Here is an 18,929-nt window from a genome sequence, read left to right on the forward strand (position 1 = left end):
GGCCATTTTTTTCGCCTGAACGCCGCTTACTTGCGCAGCGCTTTCACCTGCTCGGCGGTGACGTTCGCCGGCAAACCGCCCCAGGTCACCCGCAGGTAGTTTACCAGTTCCGCCACGTCGGCATCGCTCAGACGCTCGCCGAAGCCCGGCATGCTCTGCATGCTTTCACCGTTCGGGAACTGCTGGGCCGGCAGGCCGTCCAGCACCGACACGATCAGGTTCTTGCCGTCCGCCTGGCGCAGCGTGGCGTTATCGCGCATCGCCGGTGCGACGTGCGGTTTGCCCTCGCCTTCACGCGCATGGCAGCCGGCGCACTGATCCAGATAGACCATACGCCCGGCATCGCTGCCCTGCCCCATTTTCACCGGCACCGCCGCCGGCGGCTGCTCGCCCATCAGATACAGCGCCAGCGCCTGATGATCTTCCGGCGTCAAATAACGGGTGCTGAGATCCACCACCATGTGCATCTCGCTGAAGGCGGAACCCTGCGGCGCAAGGCCGGTGCTGAGGAAGCGGCTGACGTCCTGCGGCGTCCAGCCGCGCTGCGCCAGACCGTGCGGCGTAATGTCCGGCGCCATGAAGCGGCCGAGATCGCCGCCCTGCATCGGTTTGCCGAGATCCATCTGCCCCAGCGCGCCGCGCGGCGTGTGGCATTCGCCACAGTGGCCCAGCACATCGGCCAGATAGCGGCCGCGCTGCCATTGCGGCGAGCTGCCCTGCGAGCTGGCCGGCAGCGGATCCTGGCTGCGGAACAGCAGATTCCAGCCGATCAGCGCCATGCGCTGGTTGAACGGGAACGGCATCTCGTTGGCCGGAATGGCCACGTCCACCGCCGGGCGCGTCATCAGGTAAGCGTAGATGTCGTCGGCGTCCTGGCGCGAAATGCCCTTGTACGAGGTGTAAGGCATCGCCGGGTACAGGTGCCGCCCGCCCGGCGCCACGCCCTGCGTCAGCGCCAGGAAGAAGTCGTCCTTGCTCCAGCGCCCGATGCCGTGGTCGGCCGACGGCGTCAGGTTGCTGCCGTAAATCGTGCCGAACGGCGTGTCCAGCGGATAGCCGCCGGCCAACGGCGCCCCACCGCTGGCGGTATGGCAGGCGGCGCAGTCGGCGGCCTGCGCCAGATAGCGGCCGCGGGCGATCTGTTCGGCGCTGGCGGTCACCTGCTGCACCGGGCCGTCGTAACGGCGGTTTTCCCGCCACCACAACAGCGCAATCACCACGATCGCCACCAGCACAATCAACACTGCGAGACGTTTTTTCATTGCGCCGTCTCCTTCAGCAGGCCCGGCGTTTTCAGCACCACGTCGCGCACCGCTTCGTAGTAGCGCACGTAGCCGGTGCAGCGGCAGATGTGGCTGTCCAGCGCCTGCTCGATGGCGTTCTCCAGCTGATCGCGGGCGATCGGCTCACGCTTGAGCTTTTCCACGAAAATGGTGGCGGCGTTGACGAAGCCCGGCGTGCAGTAGCCGCACTGGAAGCTGTAGTGCTCCAGAAACGCCTGCTGGATCGGCGACAGCTCAACCACCTCCCCCTGTTCGTCCACCCTGGCGTGGCCTTCGACGGTGCGCACTTTCTTGCCGTTGAAGAAATGCGCGCCGGTGATGCAGGTGCGCACCTCTTCGCTGGTGCCGCTCGGGTGATCGACAATCGCCACGCAGGCGTGACAAATGCCCTGCCCGCAACCGAGGCGCGAACCGGTCAAATCGAGATACTCGTGCAGGAAATCGATCATCATCAAGCCTTCTGGCACCTCGATCGGGCCGTACTGTTTCTCGTTGATGGTCAGGGAAATCGGCTGGGTTTTAATGCTCATTGTAATACCTCACGAATATTTTCTGCACGAACGGGCAAATCACGGAAACGGTGGCCGGTGGCGTCGGCAATGGCGTTGACCAGTGCGGCCACGATCGGGATCATCACCACCTCCGCCATGCCTTTCGGCGGATCGGTTTCCGACAGCGCCGGCAGGATGTCGCCGCTCTGTTTCCACACCGCCACATCGCTGGCGCGCGGCAGATGGTAACGGTTGAAGTTCCAGGTGCCGTTGCCCGGGCCGTCTTCGTACAGCGGTAAATATTCGTGCAGCGCATGGCCAATGCCCATCGCCAGCCCGCCCTGCAGCTGGCCGGAAACCAGTTCCGGCACGATCAGGTTGCCGCACTCCATGATCGAATGGTGATTCAACAACTCCACCTGGCCGGTGGCGATATCCACCGCCACTTCCGCCAGCGTGCCGACGGCGCTGTAGTAGGTCACCGCCGCATTGTTGCGCTGGGTCGGCGGGTAGTAGACCTGCCCGCGCGCCAGCGGCTTGAATTCGCCGTTGGCGTTGCGCAGCGCCATGCCGTCGATCGGCAGGCGTTCGCTTTTGCCGTTCAACGTGAAATCGGCCTCCGCCCACTGCCAGCGGTTGAACACGTGCACCGCCGCGCCGGTGACGCCGCCCATCTGATAAGCCGTCTTGGCCAGCAGTTCGAGGCTCAGCACCGACATGCCCGCCGCCGTCAGGCCGCCTTCGACCCAACGCGCATCTTCGCGCCGCACCACCAGCGGCGCTGCCTGGCCGCCGCCGATGCCGGCCTGCCACAGCGCCATCGCCGCCGGCCACAGGCCGTGATCGAAGATCAGGCGCGCCGCTTCGCGGGTGCTGTGCGAGAAGTAATAGGCCGAGTTGCTGGCGCTCGACGGCGAACAGTAGCTCGGCGTCCAGTTAGGGTTGGTTTGCAGCTTGTCCTGCTCTTCCTGCGACATCAGGTAAGGATCGCCGCTGGTGACCATCGGCAATACCGACCAGTCGGTGACCGAGAAGTGGGCTTCGTCGGCCGGTTTGCCCAGCCACTGCGCGCACAATACCGACTGCGAGGTCGACATGCCGGTGCCCATCTCCGCGCCGCTATGATGCAGCGTGATGCGGCCATCTTCGCTCAGCTCCACCCGGGCGAACGAGGTTTCCGCCCCGGTGCCAAAGTCTTTCTGTACGCAGCCGAAGCCAACGCCATAGCGCTTGCCGGGATGGCGGCTCTCAAACTCGGCCTTGCGTTCGGCGCGCTTGAGCCACATCTCGTGCTTCGCCGCCTTCTCCAGCACTTCATCGGCGCGGATCGCACCGGCCGGGATCGCCCCCTGGGTGTTTTTCATGCCGGATTTCAGCACGTTGCGCAGGCGAAACTCGATCGGGTCGATCTTCAGCTCGGCGGCCAGCTCATCCACCATCATCTCGGTGGCGGCCATGCTCTGTAGCGTGCCGTAACCGCGCGCCGAACCGGCGTCGATGGCGCGTGAGGCCAGCCCGACCGACGACAGATCGCTTTTCGGGAAGTAGTAAATCGACTGGGCGGCGGTCGCGCCGACCATCACCACCGAAGGGGTGAAGTTGCTGCGGCCGCCGCCGTCCGCGGTCATGTCACCGAGGAACGACTGCATGACGCCGGTCTGCTTATTCACCGCGATGCGGTAGTTCATGTCGAACGCATGGCGCTTCAGCGCCGTCTGGAACTGTTCGAAGCGATCATTGGCCAGGCGCACCGGGTGGCCGTCGCCATACATTGCCGCCACCGCGCCGTAATACGGGAAGTTGTAGTGATCTTTCGAGCCGTAGCCCACGGTGTAGCACGGGTGCAGGATCAGCTGTTTCACCGGCGGGTTGCGCTTGGCCAGCATGCGCGGCATCTCGTCGGCTACTTCCTGTGGCGACTGAGTCGGCACCACCAGATGCAGGGTTTGCGTCTGCGCGTCGAACCAGCCGTTGGCGTTGTCCGGCTCCAGCGCCGAGGTGTCGATCGACTGCGTGGTGTAGCGGCGTGACATCACCAGCCAGTCGGCCGGCGGATTCGCCAACTCGTCGGCGATCAGGCCCGCATAGCGCATGCCTTCCTGATCCAGCTTGCCGCCCTCGCGCCCTTCCGGCCACACCGGCAGGTGTTTTTTCATCGATACCGGGAAGATCGGCGTATCCTTCAGGCTGGAGAAGCGATCGTCGTCGAACGGCTGTTCTCCCCCCACCCGCACATAGCGGAAGCTGCCCCAGGGATCGCGCTCCAGCGGGCCGGTGACCGCGCCGTATTTGATGGTTTCTTCGCGGAATTTCAGCTTGTCCTTGGCGAAGCGGAAACGGGCGAAGTCGTGATAGATCAGGATCGCCACCGCCTGGCCAAGGTAGGCCGGAGTTTTGCCGTTCGGCAGCAGCATGTCGTCACCGTAGAACGCCGGAAAGGCCAGGCCATCGCGCGCCAGATCTTCCGCCGTCACCAGGCGATCGGGCTGCAGATCGTCCCCCAGCAGCGACAGATCGACCCCCTCGAACAGCCGGTCGGCTTTGGTCACGCGCAGAATGAAGGCGTGCGCCTGTTTCTGCGGCCAGTGCGGCATGTCCACCGCGCGGATATCGCGTGCGAACACCTTCTGCCCCATGACCTTGGCGCGGCCATCGATACGGAAACGCACGCGCTTGGCCTGCGGATCCCAGTTGGGTGACTGGAGGATTTTTTGCTCGAACAGCGCGGCGTAGGCGCGGCTGTACAGGGGGGCGAGGTACACGGAGACCCCCGCAATCACGGCGCTTTTGATAAAGCGGCGCCGCGACGGGTTGAAATTGCTCATAAATAAGTCCTTCACGTCTTTCTTGTAATTGGTTTTTGTTCGCGGTGTTGTTGCGCAAACGCTGACGACCTTGCCGTAGACGTCATAAGCATATGCTTATAACTAAAATTATGTGATGATTAACAGGCTGTTTTCAACAAAAAAACATTTACAAAACACAGGTAGTTTGTAGGCTAATAAATAATTTGCGCAAACGCGGACTTCAACCATGACCACGGGCATTGTCATTACCGCCGCCGGACGCGGAGAGCGCTTTATTCAGGCCGGCGGCCAGGGCAACAAATTGAACGCCGGGTTTGCCGATGCGGCGGGCGAGCGGCGTTCGCTGTTCGAGCACACCCTATGCCAGGCGCTGGCCTCCGGCCTGCCGGTACAGGTGGTGACCCGGCCGGATAATCTGCCGGTACTGGCAGCCTGCGCCGCCAACCAGGTGCCGGTCACCTTGCTCGCCAGCGCGGGCCTCGGCGACTCGATCGCCGCGGGCGTTGCGGCCACGCCGCACTGGCAGGGCTGGCTGATCCACCTGGCCGATATGCCATTCGTCGGCGCCGACGTTTTCCGACAGGTGGCGGATGCCTTACGGCAACACCCGATCGTGCGCCCCTGTTATGCGCAACAGCCCGGTCACCCGGTCGGCTTTTCCGCTCTATTGCGCAAACCACTTTGCCAACTGCGCGGCGATAATGGCGCGCGTGAACTGCTGCAAGGCGCGGCAGTCCACCTGCTGCCGCTTGAGCACCCCGGCGTCGTGCGGGATATTGATCTTCCATCGCAACTCCCGGCCAGCGAGTAAATTCACCTATGCAACATCTTGATGTCACCGTGGTCAGCCAGGCGATAAGCTGGCTGCAACAACAGCCGGTTTGGTTATGCACCGTGCTCAGCACCTATGGCTCTTCGCCGCGCTCGCCGGGCGCGTTGATGGCGGCGACCCGCGACGGCCGCTACAGCGGCTCATTGTCGGGCGGATGCGTGGAGGAGGACTTTCTGCGGCGCGTGGCCGCCGGGGAGTATCAGGCGGCCAGCCAGGTGATTCGTTACGGCGAAGGCGGCATGACGCCCAATGTAGCGCTGCCGTGCGGCGGCGTGCTGGACGTGCTGATCGAGTATCTGCCGGCGGGAGAAGCCAGCGTCGCTTACCTGCAGCGCATCGCCGGCGCGCTGGAAGGGCATCACGCGTTGCTCAAACGCCTGACGCTGCCCCACGCCTGCCACAGCCTCGAGCAAAGCCACTTCACCAGCGCCACTCAGGTCGAACGCCGGCTCGAGCAGATTACCCTGCACATCGCGGCCGCGCCGCGCCTGCTGATCGCCGGGCTGTCCAGCGTGGCGCTGTACTGCGCCGATTTCGCCGTGGCGCTGGGGTTTGAGGTGCTGGTGTGCGAGAACCGCCCGGAGGCGCTGGATAACTTCGCCGCCGAGTTAAAACCGGGCGTGACGCTGCTGCGCCAGTTTCCGGCCAAGTTCATTGAGGACGGCGGTTGCCACGCCAATACCGCCGTCGTGGCGCTGACCCACGATCCGCGTATGGACGATCTGACGCTGATGGAAGCGATCCACACCCCGGCGTTTTATATCGGCGCCATGGGCTCGCTGAGAAACAGCGCGCGCCGGCGCCAGCGGTTGCAGCAGATCGCCGAGTTCACGCCGCAGGAGCTGGAACGCATCCATGCGCCGATCGGCCTGCCGCTCGGCAGCAAAACCCCGGCGGAAATCGCCCTGGCGGTGATGGCGGCGATCGTGCAGCAAAAAAACCGGCTGCCGGCCGCCGACGGGATCAGTGCAGCGGCACCACCGGCACCAGATGCTGCAGCTCCAGGTGCAGCTCCTCTTTCCCGCTCAGCGAATAGCTGAACACCGTCATGTCCGGCCCGTCGCCGCGGGCCAACCCCATTTCGGGCAGCACCTGCGTGTAGATTTGAATGATGTGATCATTGAGCGCCACCGGCTTGCCGGAATAGCGAAAACGGCAAAACTCGCCGTGGACCTCCGGCAGCGGCTCCAGCGCCACGCCTTCACGCAGCGGATAGTCCGCCGTCACGCCCAGGGTATAGTCGACCCTGACCCGCTCGCCGTCCGGTACCAGTTGGGTAAACGAATAGGTCTGCGCCGGACGCTCGCCCAACAAGGTGTAGAACTGCGCCCGCAGCGCGCTGCGCTGCGGCAGATGCGACTTGTCCAACTTTTCGATATCCAGGTGATAAGCGTACTGTTTACCGTGAAAGGCGTATTGCCCTCTGGCGATGCTGACGCGTTCGACCTGAATATCGCCGGGCTGGCTGGCCGCCAGCGAACGCACCAGATTGCTGAAGTCCTGTTTGCGGGCATGACGATACACGCTGGGCGATTCGGCGAAATGTTTCTTGAAACAGCGCGAGAACGTCTGCTGGTTATCGAATTGATACTCGACCGAAATATCGAGGATGCTCTTCTGCGTGAAACGCAAGGCGAAGGCGGCGATGTAGAGGCGGCGAGCGCGAATGTAGGAAGCTAACGATAATCCGGTCTGCTTCTTGAACATGCGCTGCAGGTACCATTTCGTATAACCTGACTTGGCGGAAACGATATCCAACGACAGCGGATTGGTCAGGTTGTCTTCAATCCAGACCAGCAATTCCCTGATGTGACTTTCCTGCGTACCCATGTGCTTGCCGAACCTTATGTTGCCGATATTCCATTAGTCGAATTTTAGTGCTATTCGCGTAGGGTATACAGGTTAAAACTCGACGTCCAGCAAGCTACAGGACTTTACACAATCCCCTCCACCGCCTGCGGGCGGTGAAGGGGGTAGCGATTATTTCAGGCAGCTGGAGCACTGACCGGCCTGGATCTTCTGGAAGAAGTCATTGCCTTTGTCATCCACCAGGATAAACGCCGGGAAATCTTCCACTTCGATTTTCCAGATCGCTTCCATGCCCAGCTCAGGGTACTCCACGCACTCCAGGCTCTTGATGCTCTGCTGCGCCAGCACCGCCGCCGGGCCGCCGATGCTGCCGAGGTAGAAGCCGCCGTGCTTGTGGCAGGCATCCGTCACCTGCTGGCTGCGGTTGCCTTTCGCCAGCATGATCATGCTGCCGCCGTGAGATTGCAGCAGGTCGACGTAGGAATCCATACGCCCGGCGGTGGTTGGCCCCAAGGAACCGGATGCATAGCCTTCCGGCGTTTTAGCCGGGCCGGCGTAGTAGATCGGGTGGTCCTTGACGTACTGCGGCAAGCCTTCACCGCGATCCAGGCGCTCTTTCAGCTTGGCGTGCGCGATATCGCGGCCGACGATGATGGTGCCGCTCAGCGACAGGCGGGTGGAAACCGGGTACTGCGACAGCTGTTTGAGGATCTCGGCCATCGGGCGGTTGAGATCGACCTTGATCGCCTCGCCCTCCCCGGCCTGGCGCAGCTCCTGAGGAATGAATTTACCCGGATTGTGCTCCAGTTTTTCCAGCCAGATGCCGTCGCGGTTGATCTTGCCTTTGATGTTGCGGTCCGCCGAGCAGGAGACGCCCATGCCGACCGGGCAGGAGGCGCCGTGGCGCGGCAGGCGCACTACGCGGATATCATGTGCGAAGTATTTGCCGCCGAACTGTGCGCCCAGCCCCAGGTTTTGCGCTTCTTGCAGCAGTTCCGCTTCGAGTTCCAGATCGCGGAACGCCTGACCATGCTCGTTGCCTTCCGTCGGCAGGCCATCGTAATACTTGGTCGAGGCCAGTTTGACGGTTTTCAGCGTCGCTTCCGCCGAGGTGCCGCCGATGACGAACGCCACGTGGTACGGCGGGCAAGCCGCGGTGCCCAGCGTGCGCATCTTGTCGACCAGGTAGTTTTTCAGCTTGCCCGGCGACAGCAGCGCCTTGGTTTCCTGATACAGATAGGTTTTGTTGGCGGAGCCGCCGCCCTTGGCGATGCACAGGAATTTGTACTCTTCGCCGTCCACGCTGTAGAGATCGATCTGCGCCGGCAGGTTGCTGCCGGTATTGACCTCTTTGTACATATCCAGCGCGGCGTTCTGCGAATAGCGCAGGTTCTCTTCGATGTAGGTGTTATACACCCCGCGCGACAGCGCCTCTTCATCGCCGCCGCCGGTCCAGACGCGCTGGCCCTTTTTGCCGACGATGATCGCCGTGCCAGTGTCCTGGCAGGTCGGTAAAATACCCTTGGCGGCGATTTCTGAGTTACGCAGAAATTGCAGCGCAACGTACTTGTCGTTTTCGCTGGCGTCCGGATCTTTGAGGATATCGGCCACCTGCTGTTGGTGCGCCGGGCGCAGCATGAACGAGGCGTCGTGGAACGCATGCTGGGCAAGCAGGGTTAACGCTTCAGGGGCAACTTTCAGAATTTCCTGGCCTTCAAATTCGCTCACGGAAACGTGGTCGCGGCTCAGCAGGTAGTATTCGGTATCGTCTTTCTTCAGCGGGAACGGATCTTGATAGTGGAACGGTTTATTCGACATTGATCTCTCACTTGCAACATCAGCTGCGTTAAATTCACACTTGCGGCGCGCGACACGGCGCCTTGTCAAAAAACTGCCTCCACCTTACGTATTTTTAATCAGTCAGTTATTGCGCCAAATCGCAAAATAACCGCTATTTGCGTAAGGGATTACCACAGGCGGCGTTTCAACCTTGCTCGGTGAGAACTGCGGGTACAGACTCATCATGCACGCTTTATTATCCCGCAGTTAACACATTGATTACAATCCATCGGCGGCGATCGTCTTATCAATGTGGTGAAAAAGCGCCGGATGCGATTTGCGCCGGGGCATATTGTCAGCCGCCGCGCCATTGCTTAAGCTAGCCGCAATGAACAAACCGAGAATCCCCATCGCGCTGCAACAAGCGGTGATGCGCTGCCTGCGAGAAAAGCTGCAGTTGGCCCGCCAGCATTTTGCCGTCGAGTTCCCCGAACCCAGCATCGTCTATCAGCAACGCGGCACCAGCGCGGGCACCGCCTGGCTGCAAAGCTGGGAAATCCGTCTGAACCCGGTGCTGCTGCTGGAAAACCAACAGCCGTTTATCGATGAAGTGGTGCCGCACGAACTGGCGCACCTGCTGGTGTTTCGCCAATTCGGCCGGGTAGCGCCGCACGGCCGCGAATGGCGCTGGATGATGGAAAGCGTGCTGCTGACGCCCGCCAGCCGCACTCATCGTTTCGAAACCGCCTCGGTGCAAAGCAAAACCTTCCCCTACCGCTGCGGCTGCGGGCAGCACCAGCTCACCATTCGCCGCCATAACCGCGTGCTGCGCGGCGAAAGCGAATACCGCTGCCGCCGGTGCGGTGAAAAACTGAAATTTCTTGCTAGCGAGAACCTTTAGTTAAACGATTTATACGTTAAAACAAGTAAATATCGCCATTTGCCACTGCCGACAAGTTCCGTTACCCTGCCTGCTTTTCCAATTTTGAGCTGTTTTGGAATATGCTTCGCAGAATTTTGTTTATGGCGGTTTTCGCCGCAGGCGCCGCACAGGCGCACGGCATCAATAACTTCTCTCAGGCCAAGACGGCGGCGGCCAAGATTAACCAGGATGCGCCGGGCAGTTTTTACTGCGGCTGCCGCATCGAGTGGCAAGGCAAGAAGGGCATTCCCGATCTCGCCGGCTGCGGCTATCAGGTGCGTAAAAACGCCCAACGCGCGCAGCGCATTGAATGGGAACACGTGGTGCCGGCCTGGCAGTTCGGCCACCAGCTGCAGTGCTGGCAAGACGGCGGGCGCAAAAACTGCAACAAGGACGCCACCTATCGCCAGATAGAAACCGATCTGCACAACCTGCAGCCGGCGATCGGCGAAGTGAACGGCGACCGCAACAACTTCATGTACAGCCAATGGAACGGCGGCGCAGGCCAGTACGGGCAGTGCCCAATGAAGGTGGACTTCAAGAATAAACAGGCGGAGCCGCCCGCCCGCGCCCGCGGCGCCATTGCCCGCACCTACTTCTACATGCGCGATCGCTACCAGCTGCGGCTGTCACGCCAGCAAACCCAACTGTTCGAGGTGTGGAACCGGCAATATCCGGTGAGCCAATGGGAATGTCAGCGCGAAGCACGTATCGCCAAGGTGCAGGGCAACCACAACCCCTATATTCAACAGGCTTGTCAGCAGCGGAAAAGCTAACCTACTATAGCCTTTATCTTTCATGGCGCCGCCAACCCGCGGCGCCGTTTCGTCAGGATCAGACTACCCATGCGCATACCCCGCATTTACCATCCGCAGCCGTTGACCGACCGGGCGGAGATCGCCCTCAGCGAGGACGCCGCCAACCACGTCGGGCGCGTGCTGCGCATGAGCGCCGGCCAGGCGCTGCAGCTGTTCGACGGCAGCAACCAGGTGTTCGACGCCGAAATAATCCGGGTGGACAAAAAGAGCGTGCTGGTGCGCCTTGGCGACGGCCGCGTGGAGGACATCGAATCGCCGCTCAACCTGCATCTGGGCCAGGTGATCTCGCGCGGCGAGAAGATGGAGTTCACCATCCAGAAATCCATCGAGCTGGGCGTCAACGTCATCACCCCGCTGTTTTCCGAGCGCTGCGGCGTGAAGTTGGACGGCGAGCGTCTGGCGAAGAAAATCCAGCAATGGCAAAAGATCGCCATCGCCGCCTGCGAACAGTGCGGCCGCAACCGCATTCCCGAAATCCGTGAGGCGATGTCGCTGGAGGCCTGGTGCGCCGAGCAGGACGGCAGCCTGAAACTCAACCTGCACCCGCGCGCCAGCCACAGCATTAACACGCTGCCGCAGCCGGTGGATCATGTTCGCCTGTTGATCGGCCCGGAAGGCGGTTTGTCCGCCGACGAAATCGCCATGACCACCGACCACGGATTTACTGATATTCTGCTGGGACCACGCGTTCTGCGTACCGAAACCACAGCGCTCACCGCCATTACCGCTCTGCAGGTCCGCTTCGGCGACCTGGGTTAAAGGAGAAAAGATGATTAAGCTCGGCATCGTGATGGATCCTATCGATTCCATCAACATCAAGAAAGACACCAGCTTCGCCATGCTGCTCGAAGCGCAGCGCCGCGGTTACGAATTGCACTACATGGAGATGAACGATCTCTATCTGCATGCCGGTGACGGGCGCGCACGCACCCGCCTGCTGAGCGTGAAGGAAGACAAGGAGAGCTGGTTCAGCTTCGGCGCCGAGCAGGATCTGGCGCTGCACGAGCTGGACGTGATCCTGATGCGCAAGGATCCGCCGTTCGATACCGAATATATCTACGCGACCTACATTCTGGAACGCGCCGAAGTTAAAGGCACGCTGGTGGTCAACAAGCCGCAAAGCCTGCGCGACTGCAACGAGAAGCTGTTCACCGCCTGGTTCCCGGAGCTGACGCCGGATACGCTGGTCAGCCGCAGCGCCGCGCACATCCGCAAATTCCACCAGCAGCACGGCGACATCATCCTGAAACCGCTGGACGGCATGGGCGGCGCGTCTATCTTCCGCGTGAAGCAGGACGATCCTAACCTGTCGGTGATCATCGAAACCCTGACCGAACACGGCAGCCGTTTCTGCATGGCGCAGAACTTCCTGCCGGCGATCAAGGACGGCGACAAGCGCATCCTGGTGGTGGACGGCGAGCCGGTGCCTTACTGCCTGGCGCGCATTCCGGCGCAGGGCGAGACCCGCGGCAACCTGGCGGCCGGCGGCCGCGGCGAAGCGCGCCCGCTGAGCGAAAGCGACTGGAAAATCGCCCGCGCCGTCGCCCCGACGCTGAAAGAGAAAGGGCTGATCTTCGTCGGCCTGGACGTGATCGGCGATCGCCTGACCGAGATCAACGTCACCAGCCCAACCTGCGCGCGCGAGATCGAGGCGGCATTCCCGATTTCGATTACCGGCATGCTGATGGACGCGATTGAAAAGCGCCTGGCGGCGAAGTAATGCGTCATGCGGGCGGCATGCCGCCCGCTATCCCGTATCGCGCCCGCCAAAGCTCGCCTTTGCGCGCGGCTTGAAAGGCGGCGGGTATAGCCGCATACTGGCGGCTGTTTATTTTCTCACCCATTGATTACCTTATATTAACGCCATGAATTTACAGCACCATTTTCTGATCGCCATGCCAACGCTGCAGGATCCTCGCTTCAAGCGCTCGGTGATTTACATTTGCGAGCACAATGAAGAAGGCGCCATGGGTTTGGTGATCAATAAACCGGTGGAGCAATTCACGGTAGCCACGGTGCTGAGCAAGCTGAAGATCATGCCGCCTGCGCGCGATCCGGCCATCAGCCTGGACAAACCGGTGTTCGCCGGCGGGCCCCTGGCGGACGATCGCGGGTTTATCCTGCATACGCCGCGCCACGGCTTCGGCGCCAGCATTCAAATTTCTCCCAACACCATGATCACCACCTCGAAAGACGTGCTGGAGACGCTCGGCACCCCGGAACAACCGGACGACGTGCTGGTGGCGCTGGGCTATGCGGGCTGGGAAAAGGGCCAGCTGGAGCAGGAGGTGTTGGAAAACGCCTGGCTGACCATCGAAGCCAACACCGACATTCTGTTCCGCACGCCAATCGCCAGCCGCTGGCGCGAGGCGGGGAACCTTCTGGGCATCGACATTCGCAGCATCGCCAACCACGCAGGACACGCCTGATGAGTAACCGCACCATTATCGCCTTCGACTTCGGCACCAAAAGCATCGGCGCGGCCATCGGCCAGGAGTTGACCGGCAGCGCCCGCGCCCTGCCGGCTTTCAAAGCGCAGGACGGCTCGCCGGACTGGCTGAAAATCGAAAAGCTGCTGAAAGAGTGGCAGCCGGATTTGGTGGTGGTCGGCCTGCCGCTGAACATGGACGGCACCGAACAGCCCGTTACCGCCCAGGCGCGCAAGTTCGCCAATCGCCTGCACGGCCGTTTTGGCATCCAGATCGAGCTGCAAGACGAGCGTCTGAGCACCGTGGAAGCGCGCGCCAACCTGTTCGATCGCGGCGGCTTTCGCGCCCTTGATAAAGGCAGCGTGGACTCCGCCTCCGCGGTGGTGATCCTCGAAAGCTGGTTCGAACGGCAGCTGGGCTAAACGCCCGTTCCCTCCGCCGCGCACTCCCCCAACACACCGGCGTCGATCCGCTGCTGCAAACCTTGCTCAAAGGTTTGCATGCCCGACTGCGCGCCGGTTTGCAACACGCTCGCCAACTGATGGGTTTTCCCTTCGCGGATCAGGTTGCTGACCGCCGCCGTCGCCGTCAGCACTTCAAAGATCGCCACGCGTCCGCCGCCAGGGCGCCTCATCAGCTTTTGCGCGATCACCGCTTGCAGGCTGCCGGCCAGCTGGGCCCGCACATAGGGTTTCTCTTCCGCCGGAAACACGTCCACCAGCCGTTCCACCGCCTGCGGCGCGCTGCGAGTGTGCAGCGTCGCCAGCACCAGGTGGCCGGTCTCCGCCGCAGTGAGCGCCAGCCGGATAGTGGCGGTATCGCGCAACTCGCCCAGCAGGATCACATCCGGATCTTCGCGCAGCGCGGCGCGCAACGCCGCATCGAAGCTGTGGCTGTCGCGGCCGATCTCCCGCTGCTGGATCAGCGAACGCCGGCTGTGATGCAGGAATTCGATCGGATCTTCCAGCGTCAAAATATGCCGCTGCTGGTGCCGGTTGATCTCGTCGATCATCGCCGCCAGCGTGGTGGACTTGCCGCTGCCGGTGGCGCCGGTGACCAGGATCAATCCGTCGGCGCGCCGCAGCAACGCCGGGACGATGGCTGGCGCCGCCAGCTTGGCAAGCGAAGGCGATTGCCCGGCGATACGCCGCAACGCGAGAGAAACTCCCGCGCTTTGCTGAAAAACGTTGGCCCGCAGCCGTTCCCCGCTCGGCCTGTGCAGCGCCAGATCGACCTGCCCCAGCCGCCGCAGGCTCTCGCGCTGCTGCGCATTCAGCAATCCGTCGCAGAGGGCCTGCGCGCCCTGCGCCGTCAGCGTTGGCGCCGCCGCCAATGGCTGCAGTTCACCGTCGATGCGCAACATCGGCGGATGACCGGCACAAAGGTGCAGATCGGAAGCATTATGCTTTACACTAAGGGCCACGAATTCATCGATATCCATATCACTCTCCCGGGTCAATAATGAGCACTATCCAACAGAACCTGCAGGATGTCAGAAACCGCATTGCGGCCGCCGCGCGAAATTGCGCGCGGGCGCCAGAAGAAGTTGCCCTGCTTGCAGTCAGCAAAACCAAACCTGTGGCGGCGATCGAAGAAGCCATCGCCGCCGGCCAGCGCGCCTTCGGCGAGAACTACGTGCAGGAAGGGGTAGACAAGATCCGGCATTTCGCCGAGTCGCCGCAAAGCGGCGAGTTGGTGTGGCACTTTATCGGCCCGCTGCAATCCAATAAGAGTCGGCTGGTGGCGGAACACTTCGCCTGGTGCCATACCGTGGATCGGCTGCGCATCGCCCAGCGCTTGAGCGATCAGCGCCCGGCCGACATGCCGCCGCTCAACGTGCTGATTCAAATCAACATCAGCGACGAGCAAAGCAAATCCGGCATTGCGTTGGCCGAACTGCCGGCGTTGGCCGAAGCGATCGCCGCGCTGCCGAACCTGACGCTGCGCGGCCTGATGGCTATTCCGGCGCCGGAAGCGGATTATCAGCGGCAGCTGGCGGTATTCAGCCGGATGAACGACGCATTTCTCGCCCTGCGTCAGCGTTATCCGCAGGCCGATACGCTGTCGATGGGCATGACGGACGATATGGCGGCGGCGATCGCTGCCGGCAGCACCCTGGTGCGCATCGGCACCGCAATTTTTGGCGCCCGCGACTACTCGCAGGCCTGACACACAGACGAGGGATTTGATGCAACATCGCAAGATTACCTTTATCGGCGCCGGCAACATGGCGCGTGCAATCATCGCCGGCCTGGTGGCGGGCGGCTATCCAGCCAAATCCATCAGCGTCTGCGCCCCTTCGCCGAAAAACCGTGATGCGCTGGCTGCAGACTACGGCATCGTCAGCAGCGGCGACAACGTCGCCTGCGCGCGTGAAGCCGAGGTGGTGGTGCTGGCGGTCAAACCGCAGATGATGGCCGACGTGTGTCAGCCGCTGCGCGAACAGGTCGATTTCAGCGGCAAGCTGGTGCTGTCGATCGCCGCCGGCATTCAGGTCAGCCGTTTCTATCAGCTGCTCGGCGACCAACTGGACATCGTGCGCATCATGCCCAACACTCCGTCGCTGGTCGGCAAGGGCATGAGCGGGCTGTACGCGCCGGCGCAGGTCAGCCAGCGGGATCGCGATTACACCGGCGATTTAATGGCGTCGGTCGGTAAAGTTTGCTGGGTCGATGACGAAAATGGCATCAACGGCGTGATCGCCGCCGCGGGCAGCGCCCCGGCCTATTTCTTCCTGTTTATGGAAGCGATGCAAAAAGAGGCCGAGCGCATGGGCTTCGACAGCCAGACCGCGCGCGATCTGGTACAACAGGCCGCTTCCGGCGCCGCCGCATTGGTGGAAGCCAACCCGGATACGCCGCTGGGCACGCTGCGCGAGCAGGTGACCTCCAAAGGCGGCACCACCGCCGAAGCGCTGCGGGTGTTCAACGAACGCCAACTGCCGGAAACCGTGGGGCAAGCGATGCAGGCCGCCGTTTCCCGTGCCCAAGAGATGGAAAAATTATTTTAAATAACCGCGAGTTAAGGAGAAGGACCACTTCATGCTAACGCTGACTTTCCTGGTCAAGACCGTTATTGATCTGTACGTGATGGTGCTGTTGCTGCGCATTTGGATGCAGTGGGCGCGCACCGATTTTTACAACCCGTTCTCACAGTTTGTGGTGAAGATCACCCAGCCGGTGGTCGGCCCACTGCGCCGCATCATCCCGTCACTGGGGCCCATCGACAGCGCTTCGCTGCTGCTGGCGTTCCTGCTGATGACCATCAAGTACCCGCTGCTGCTGCTGATTCAGGGCGGCGCGATGTCGCTCAGCCCGTATAACCTGTTGTTCGGCCTGATCTCGCTGGTGAAGTCCGCCGGCTACCTGATCTTCTGGGTGATGATCATTCGTGCGCTGATGAGCTGGATAAGCCAGGGCCGCAGCCCGATCGACTACGTGATGTACCAACTGACCGAACCCTTGATGGCGCCGATCCGTCGCATCATCCCGGCGATGGGCGGCATCGACTTTTCCGCCATGGTCGTGATCCTGATCCTCTATTTGATCAACTACCTGGGCATGGATGTGTTCGGTGAGATCTGGTTCCTGCTGTGAGTGCAGTCACTCCGGTGCTGGACGGGCTGGCGATCAGGCTATATATTCAGCCGAAAGCCAGCCGCGACCAAATTATCGGCTTGCATGGCGACGAACTGAAAGTCGCCATCACCGCCCCGCCGGTCGACGGCCAAGCCAACGCCCATTTGATCAAGTTTATCGCCAAGCAGTTCAAAGTGGCGAAAAGTAACGTCACCATCGAGAAAGGCGAACTGGGGCGGCATAAACAGTTACGCATCGTGAATCCGCAACAGATCCCCGCCGTGGTCGCAGCGCTATACACAAAGTAGCTGGAGCCGCAGCAAGGCGGCAAGGGCTTGAGTCCCCAGGAGCTGGGTCACTCCAGTGACTGGGGTGAGAGCGTGCAGCCAACGCGGCTGCGGCTTCAGATACGCAGAGTATCATCGAATAATTTTCAAGGTAGTCACTTATGCAAAAAGTCGTTCTTGCCACCGGTAACCCGGGCAAAGTGCGCGAACTCGCCGACCTGTTGGCCGATTTCGGCCTGGACGTGGTCGCACAAACCGATCTGGGCGTGGAGTCCGCCGAAGAGACCGGCCTGACGTTTATCGAAAACGCCATTCTGAAAGCGCGCCATGCGGCACAGGTCACCGGCCTGCCGGCGATCGCCGACGACTCCGGCCTGGCAGTAGACGCGCTGGGCGGCGCGCCGGGCATCTACTCCGCGCGCTATGCCGGTGAAGATGCCGACGATCGGCAGAACCTCGACAAGCTGCTGGCGGCGTTGAAAGACGTGGCGCCGGGCCAGCGCGGCGCGCAATTCCATTGCGTGCTGGTCTATCTGCGCCATGCGGCAGACCCGACGCCGCTGGTGTTCCACGGCAGTTGGGCCGGCGAAATCACCGAGCAGGCCGCCGGTGAAGGCGGCTTCGGTTACGATCCTGTCTTCTACGTGCCGGAGCTGGGCCGCACCGCCGCCGAGCTGAGCCGCGACGAGAAGCGGGCGATTTCGCACCGCGGCAAGGCGCTGAAGCTGATGTTGGAAGCCATGCGCAATGCTTAAGCTGCCCCCGCTGAGTCTCTACATCCATATCCCGTGGTGCGTGCAGAAATGCCCGTACTGCGACTTCAACTCCCATGCGCTGAAGGGTGATGTGCCGCATCAGGAGTATGTCGAGCATCTGTTGGCGGATCTGGATGCCGACCTGCCGCTGGCCGGCGGCCGGGAAATCAGCACTATCTTTATCGGCGGCGGCACCCCCAGCCTGCTGAGCGCCGAGGCGATGCAAGCCTTGCTGGACGGGGTGCGGGCGCGCATTCGCGTCGCCGACGACGCCGAAATCACCATGGAGGCCAATCCCGGCACCGTGGAGGCCGATCGCTTCAGCGGCTACCAGCGCGCCGGCGTCAACCGCATCTCCATCGGGGTGCAAAGCTTCAGCGCCGAGAAGCTGAACCGTCTGGGGCGCATCCACGGCCCGGAAGAGGCCAGGCGCGCGGCGACGCTGGCGACCGATCTTGGCCTGCGCAGCTTTAACCTCGATCTGATGCATGGCCTGCCGGATCAGTCGCTGGAAGAGGCGCTGGACGATCTGCGCCAGGCTATCGCCCTCAATCCGCCGCACCTGTCGTGGTATCAGCTGACCATCGAGCCGAACACCCTGTTCAGCTCGCGCCCGCCGGTTTTGCCGGACGACGATGCGCTGTGGGACATCTTCGAACGCGGCCACCGGCTGTTGAGCGCCGCCGGCTATCAGCAGTACGAAACCTCGGCCTACGCCAAGCCGGGCTACCAATGCCAACACAACCTCAATTACTGGCGCTTCGGCGACTATCTGGGGATCGGCTGCGGCGCGCACGGTAAGGTGACCTTCAGCGACGGGCGCATCCTGCGCACCGCCAAGACCAAGCATCCGCGCGGCTTTATGCGCGGCGACTACATGGACAAGCAGCATGAGGTGGCGGCGGCGGATCGGCCGTTCGAATTCTTCATGAACCGCTTTCGCCTGCTGGAAGCCGCGCCGCGCGCCGACTTCGTCAACTACACCGGGCTGGCGGAAAGCGTCATTCGTCCGCAGCTGGACGAGGCGTTAGCCAAAGGCTATCTGGAAGAAACCGCAGAGCACTGGCAGATCACCGAGAAGGGCAAGCTGTTTCTCAACTCGCTGCTGGAACTGTTCCTGGCGGACGACGAGTAAAAAA

Annotated in this window: 20 protein-coding genes; 14 read left to right on the forward strand and 6 right to left on the reverse strand. The window is 62.0% G+C overall.

Annotated features, from left to right (window positions below):
* Window positions 1–26 precede the first annotated feature (26 nt).
* From ACJ8OK_RS18210 to ACJ8OK_RS18220, 3 genes are read right to left on the reverse strand one after another with little or no spacing between them, the layout of a single operon-like run.
* Window positions 27–1,262 (reverse strand): cytochrome c, encoded by a 1,236-nt coding sequence (locus tag ACJ8OK_RS18210; protein ID WP_033632103.1) that lies wholly within the window; start codon window positions 1,260–1,262, stop codon window positions 27–29.
* Window positions 1,259–1,813, reverse strand: a complete 555-nt coding sequence (locus ACJ8OK_RS18215; protein ID WP_015379038.1) for a (2Fe-2S)-binding protein — start codon at window positions 1,811–1,813, stop codon at window positions 1,259–1,261. Before ACJ8OK_RS18215 ends, ACJ8OK_RS18210 begins: the two co-directional genes overlap by 4 nt.
* Window positions 1,810–4,599, reverse strand: coding sequence for a xanthine dehydrogenase family protein molybdopterin-binding subunit (locus ACJ8OK_RS18220; RefSeq protein WP_015379039.1), 2,790 nt, complete (start codon window positions 4,597–4,599; stop codon window positions 1,810–1,812). The genes ACJ8OK_RS18215 and ACJ8OK_RS18220 overlap by 4 nt, the downstream gene beginning before the upstream one ends.
* Window positions 4,600–4,807: 208 nt before the next feature.
* Between ACJ8OK_RS18220 and ACJ8OK_RS18225 the strand changes: the two genes are divergently transcribed.
* Window positions 4,808–5,392: a nucleotidyltransferase family protein gene (locus tag ACJ8OK_RS18225; protein ID WP_048325364.1), complete on the forward strand. Its 585-nt coding sequence runs from the start codon at window positions 4,808–4,810 to the stop codon at window positions 5,390–5,392.
* Window positions 5,393–5,400: 8 nt separating this feature from the next.
* Window positions 5,401–6,453, forward strand: coding sequence for an XdhC family protein (locus tag ACJ8OK_RS18230; protein ID WP_135638612.1), 1,053 nt, complete (start codon window positions 5,401–5,403; stop codon window positions 6,451–6,453).
* Here ACJ8OK_RS18230 and ACJ8OK_RS18235 read toward each other — a convergent pair.
* Both ACJ8OK_RS18235 and fumA read right to left on the reverse strand, forming a co-directional pair.
* Window positions 6,377–7,243 (reverse strand): helix-turn-helix domain-containing protein, encoded by an 867-nt coding sequence (locus ACJ8OK_RS18235; RefSeq protein ID WP_033632099.1) that lies wholly within the window; start codon window positions 7,241–7,243, stop codon window positions 6,377–6,379. The genes ACJ8OK_RS18230 and ACJ8OK_RS18235 overlap by 77 nt on opposite strands.
* Before the next feature lie 150 nt (window positions 7,244–7,393).
* Window positions 7,394–9,040, reverse strand: a complete 1,647-nt coding sequence (gene fumA, locus ACJ8OK_RS18240; protein ID WP_004937467.1) for a class I fumarate hydratase FumA — start codon at window positions 9,038–9,040, stop codon at window positions 7,394–7,396.
* A 349-nt stretch (window positions 9,041–9,389) separates the two neighbouring features.
* Between fumA and ACJ8OK_RS18245 the strand changes: the two genes are divergently transcribed.
* From ACJ8OK_RS18245 to ruvX, 6 genes are all read left to right on the forward strand, one after another.
* Window positions 9,390–9,902, forward strand: coding sequence for a SprT family zinc-dependent metalloprotease (locus ACJ8OK_RS18245; protein WP_004937462.1), 513 nt, complete (start codon window positions 9,390–9,392; stop codon window positions 9,900–9,902).
* A 101-nt stretch (window positions 9,903–10,003) separates the two neighbouring features.
* Complete coding sequence (endA, locus tag ACJ8OK_RS18250) at window positions 10,004–10,699, forward strand: deoxyribonuclease I (protein ID WP_015379043.1); 696 nt, start codon at window positions 10,004–10,006, stop codon at window positions 10,697–10,699.
* Between the two features lie 69 nt (window positions 10,700–10,768).
* The gene (gene rsmE / locus ACJ8OK_RS18255; RefSeq protein ID WP_033632097.1) at window positions 10,769–11,500 is read left to right on the forward strand and encodes a 16S rRNA (uracil(1498)-N(3))-methyltransferase; all 732 of its coding nucleotides are present in this window, start codon (window positions 10,769–10,771) and stop codon (window positions 11,498–11,500) included.
* A 10-nt stretch (window positions 11,501–11,510) separates the two neighbouring features.
* On the forward strand, window positions 11,511–12,461 hold the full coding sequence (gene gshB / locus ACJ8OK_RS18260; protein WP_033632096.1) for a glutathione synthase: 951 nt from the start codon (window positions 11,511–11,513) through the stop codon (window positions 12,459–12,461).
* A 145-nt stretch (window positions 12,462–12,606) separates the two neighbouring features.
* The gene (locus tag ACJ8OK_RS18265; protein WP_004937452.1) at window positions 12,607–13,170 is read left to right on the forward strand and encodes a YqgE/AlgH family protein; all 564 of its coding nucleotides are present in this window, start codon (window positions 12,607–12,609) and stop codon (window positions 13,168–13,170) included.
* Window positions 13,170–13,592, forward strand: coding sequence for a Holliday junction resolvase RuvX (gene ruvX / locus ACJ8OK_RS18270; RefSeq protein ID WP_033632095.1), 423 nt, complete (start codon window positions 13,170–13,172; stop codon window positions 13,590–13,592). Before ACJ8OK_RS18265 ends, ruvX begins: the two co-directional genes overlap by 1 nt.
* Here the strand turns inward: ruvX and ACJ8OK_RS18275 are convergent.
* Entirely contained in the window at window positions 13,589–14,611 is a 1,023-nt protein-coding gene (locus ACJ8OK_RS18275; RefSeq protein ID WP_135638616.1) for a type IV pilus twitching motility protein PilT, read from the reverse strand. The two genes, ruvX and ACJ8OK_RS18275, sit on opposite strands and share 4 nt — an antisense overlap.
* A 20-nt stretch (window positions 14,612–14,631) precedes the next feature.
* Between ACJ8OK_RS18275 and ACJ8OK_RS18280 the strand changes: the two genes are divergently transcribed.
* The 6 genes from ACJ8OK_RS18280 (at window position 14,632) to hemW (ending at window position 18,925) form a co-directional block, all read left to right on the forward strand.
* Window positions 14,632–15,339 (forward strand): YggS family pyridoxal phosphate-dependent enzyme, encoded by a 708-nt coding sequence (locus ACJ8OK_RS18280; protein WP_015379048.1) that lies wholly within the window; start codon window positions 14,632–14,634, stop codon window positions 15,337–15,339.
* Window positions 15,340–15,358: 19 nt separating this feature from the next.
* Complete coding sequence (gene proC, locus ACJ8OK_RS18285) at window positions 15,359–16,180, forward strand: pyrroline-5-carboxylate reductase (protein ID WP_033632092.1); 822 nt, start codon at window positions 15,359–15,361, stop codon at window positions 16,178–16,180.
* Window positions 16,181–16,211: 31 nt separating this feature from the next.
* Complete coding sequence (locus tag ACJ8OK_RS18290; protein ID WP_033632091.1) at window positions 16,212–16,766, forward strand: YggT family protein; 555 nt, start codon at window positions 16,212–16,214, stop codon at window positions 16,764–16,766.
* A complete protein-coding gene (gene yggU, locus ACJ8OK_RS18295) occupies window positions 16,763–17,056 on the forward strand; it encodes a DUF167 family protein YggU (RefSeq protein ID WP_016930091.1) in 294 nt (97 codons plus the stop codon). The genes ACJ8OK_RS18290 and yggU overlap by 4 nt, the downstream gene beginning before the upstream one ends.
* Before the next feature lie 140 nt (window positions 17,057–17,196).
* The gene (locus ACJ8OK_RS18300) at window positions 17,197–17,790 is read left to right on the forward strand and encodes an XTP/dITP diphosphatase (protein ID WP_049239920.1); all 594 of its coding nucleotides are present in this window, start codon (window positions 17,197–17,199) and stop codon (window positions 17,788–17,790) included.
* The gene (gene hemW, locus ACJ8OK_RS18305) at window positions 17,783–18,925 is read left to right on the forward strand and encodes a radical SAM family heme chaperone HemW (RefSeq protein ID WP_033632089.1); all 1,143 of its coding nucleotides are present in this window, start codon (window positions 17,783–17,785) and stop codon (window positions 18,923–18,925) included. Before ACJ8OK_RS18300 ends, hemW begins: the two co-directional genes overlap by 8 nt.
* Window positions 18,926–18,929 lie beyond the last annotated feature (4 nt).

The organism is Serratia sp. CY71090, from assembly GCF_052166845.1.
GTDB classification, from domain to species: Bacteria; Pseudomonadota; Gammaproteobacteria; order Enterobacterales; family Enterobacteriaceae; genus Serratia; species Serratia nematodiphila.